The 2,830-nt window shown below is 71.2% G+C and carries 4 protein-coding genes; 1 reads left to right on the plus strand and 3 read right to left on the minus strand.

From position 1 onward, the window contains the following. On the plus strand, nucleotides 1-100 hold a 100-nt coding region (locus tag AB0M73_RS49675; RefSeq protein ID WP_363907216.1), incomplete at its 5' end, for a 3-deoxy-7-phosphoheptulonate synthase. Here the strand turns inward: AB0M73_RS49675 and AB0M73_RS49680 are convergent. The 3 genes from AB0M73_RS49680 to AB0M73_RS49690 form a co-directional block, all read right to left on the minus strand. Beyond that, a complete protein-coding gene (locus tag AB0M73_RS49680; RefSeq protein ID WP_363907215.1) occupies nucleotides 90-527 on the minus strand; it encodes a hypothetical protein in 438 nt (145 codons plus the stop codon). The two genes, AB0M73_RS49675 and AB0M73_RS49680, sit on opposite strands and share 11 nt — an antisense overlap. An 85-nt stretch (nucleotides 528-612) precedes the next feature. Then, nucleotides 613-2,058, minus strand: a complete 1,446-nt coding sequence (locus AB0M73_RS49685; RefSeq protein WP_363907218.1) for a HAMP domain-containing sensor histidine kinase — start codon at nucleotides 2,056-2,058, stop codon at nucleotides 613-615. Nucleotides 2,059-2,060: 2 nt separating this feature from the next. Beyond that, entirely contained in the window at nucleotides 2,061-2,777 is a 717-nt protein-coding gene (locus AB0M73_RS49690) for a response regulator transcription factor (RefSeq protein WP_043717542.1), read from the minus strand. Nucleotides 2,778-2,830 lie beyond the last annotated feature (53 nt).

Here is a 2,830-nt window from a genome sequence, read left to right on the forward strand (position 1 = left end):
CGACCTCGCCGGCCGCTACGAGACCGCCTGCGACCCGCGACTGAACACCCAGCAGTCCCTTGAGCTGGCCTTCCTCGTCGCCGAGATGCTCAGGCAGTGACACGGCAGGTGGTCGGCGCGATCCTGGTCAGGGCCAGATAGGTCACGGTCGCGCCGACCACCACCATGAGGTCCAGGGTCACCACGCCCAGCACGGACCGCCATGTCGCCAGCGCGAGCGGGCTGGCCAGCCACGACACCAGCACGAACACGCGAGTGCCCTGGTAGAACCACCATTTGGCGCGCACGGTGTAGTGGGCCAGCAGCCCCCACCCGATGGTCGCGAGCGCCACCCACTCCAGCGTCATCGGCACGGAGTTCCGCGGCAGGAACGCGCAGAAGTCGTCGGGGGCCGAGAAGATCGCGGTGCCGATCACCGACAGTCCCGCGTTGCTGGCCGTGATCACCGCCAGCGAGAGCGCGAGCGCCGCCAGCAACCGGAGCGGGCGAACCCGTCCGGGCGTGCTGGTGGACAACTCGGTGGACATGGCGGTGCTTCCCCTGCGGCGGCTGGCGCGAGTCACGCTACCCACAAGGGAAACCCATCCGACTCGGAAAGATGTTGAAGGCGGCTTAGAGGACGCTGGGAACTTCCTGCCTGGTCAGGGCCCGATCAGCGGCAGTGGCGGCCACCGTGGCCGGGAGCGTGACCCGCAACCACGCGCCGTGTTCGTTCGGCTTCACGCCGGCGTGACCGCCGTGCGCGGCGGCGATCGCGGCGACGATGCTCAGGCCCAGTCCGCTGCCGTCGGCCAGCGCCCCGACGGCCCGGCTGCGCGAGGCGTCGCCGCGGAAGAACCGCTCGAACACCTTGTCCCGTTGTTCGGCCGAGATGCCCAGGCCCTCGTCCACGACGTCGATCACCTCGTGCTCGCCGTCACGGCTGATCCGCACCTCGGCCGCCGTGCCGGGCGGGGTGTGCGCCCGCACGTTGGCCAGCAGGTTGGCCAGCAGCTGGTGCAGCCGGGCCCGATCGCCGCGCACGACGTGGTCGCCGTCGTCGGCGACCAGCCGCACGATCCGGGCGCAGTCGGCCGCCCGCGCGTCGCCGACGGCGGTCTCGGCCAGCGCCACCAGGTCGACCGGGCTGGACTCCAGCGGCCGTCCCTGATCCAGCCGGGCCAGCAGCAGCAGCTCGTCGACCAGGGCGGCCATGCGCTTGGCCTCGTCCTCCACGCGCCGCATCGCGTCGGCCAGCGCCTCCGGGTCGTTCAGCGCGCCGTGCCGGACCAGCTGGGCGTAGCCGGTGATCGAGGTCAGCGGCGTGCGCAGCTCGTGGCTGGCGTCGGCGACGAACTGCCGCAGCCCGTCCTCGGCGGCCTGCCGTGACGTGAACGAGTGCTCAAGGCGGCCCAGCATCTGGTTCAGGGAGTTGCCCAGCCGGGCCACCTCGGTCGGCGAGCCGTCCACCTGCACACGGTGCGACATCTCGCCGTCGGCGATGAGCTCGGCGGTGTCGGTCATCCGGTCCAGCGGGCGCATGACGAAGCGGCTCACCCGCAGCGCCAAGACGGCGGCAAGGGCCAGCGCCAGCGCCGTCACCACGGCCTCGATGGCCACCAGCTGGTAGATCGTGGCCGCGGACAGCCGCAGCGACTGCGAGACCATCAGGTGCCGGCCCTCGGGCAGCTCGCCGACCACGATCCGGAAGTCGTCGCCGCCGCTCACCGTGACCGGCGAGTGCTGGGTCTGGAGCGAGGTCAGCGTGGCCAGGGGCGGGATGGGCAGCCCGTTGGCCGCGCCGTACTGGTGCAGGACCTTGCCGTCGGCGCCCAGCACGGTGATCGCGCACAGGTCGTCGTTGGACTGGCCCATCTGCACCGAACCGTCCGGCCGGACCTTGTGCAGGGTCGACGACAACGCGTCGGCCACCTGGGTGTCGGTGCGCTTGAGCAGGTAGCTGCTCAGCGCGAACACGCCCACCACATCGGCAGTGAGCAGGCCGGCCGCGGTCACCGCGACCACCCCGACCAGCAGCCGGGATCGCAGCGACCGCAGGCGCAGCCAGCGCAGCAGCATGGTCACCGACCGCCCGCGGGCACGGTGGAGGCCCGCAGCAGGTAGCCCACGCCGCGCACGGTGTGGATCAGCGGATTGTCCTGGTCGTCGAGCTTGCGCCGCAGGTAGTAGACGTAGGTCTCGACGATGCTGGAATCGCCCTGGAAGTCGTAGTTCCACACCTGGTCGAGGATCTGCGCGCGGGACAGCACCCGGCCCGCGTTGGTCATCAGGTAGCGCAGCAGCTGGAACTCGGTGGCCGACAGCCGCACCAGCTCGCCGGCCCGCCACACCTCGTGCGTGTCCTGGTCCAGCTCGACGTGCCCGACCCGCAGCCGGTTGCTCGGGGCCCGCTCCGTGCGGCCGCGCTTGAGCAGCACGTTCACCCGCGCCACCAACTCGTCCAGGTCGAACGGCTTGGTCACGTAGTCGTCGCCGCCCAGGGTCAGGCCGTGCACCTTGTCCTCGCTGGCGTCCCGCGCGGTCAGGAACAGCACCGGCGCGTCGATGCCGGCCTCCCGCAGCCGGGTGCACACGCCGAAGCCGTCCAGGTCGGGCAGCATCACGTCGAGCACGATCACGTCCGGTCTGGTGGCCACCGCCTGCTCCAGCGCCTGCCGGCCGTTGGTCGCCGAGACCACGTCGAAGCCGACGAACTTCAGCGCCGTGGTCAGCAGGTTGACGATGTTGTGCTCGTCGTCGACGACCAGGATGCGGTGCTGGGCTGGTGGGGTGGACACCCCACCATTGAAGCAGGAGTGGCCGACAGCGGCCCCGGAGTCGAGGCTCCGGG

This window comes from Kutzneria sp. NPDC051319 (assembly GCF_040682195.1).
Lineage (GTDB): Bacteria > Actinomycetota > Actinomycetes > Mycobacteriales > Pseudonocardiaceae > Kutzneria.

Coding starts and splice junctions, on each gene's coding strand:
- AB0M73_RS49680 (WP_363907215.1), bottom strand. CDS start 527: ATGTCCACCGAGTTGTCCACCAGCACGCCCGGACGGGTTCGCCCGCTC.
- AB0M73_RS49685 (WP_363907218.1), bottom strand. CDS start 2,058: ATGCTGCTGCGCTGGCTGCGCCTGCGGTCGCTGCGATCCCGGCTGCTG.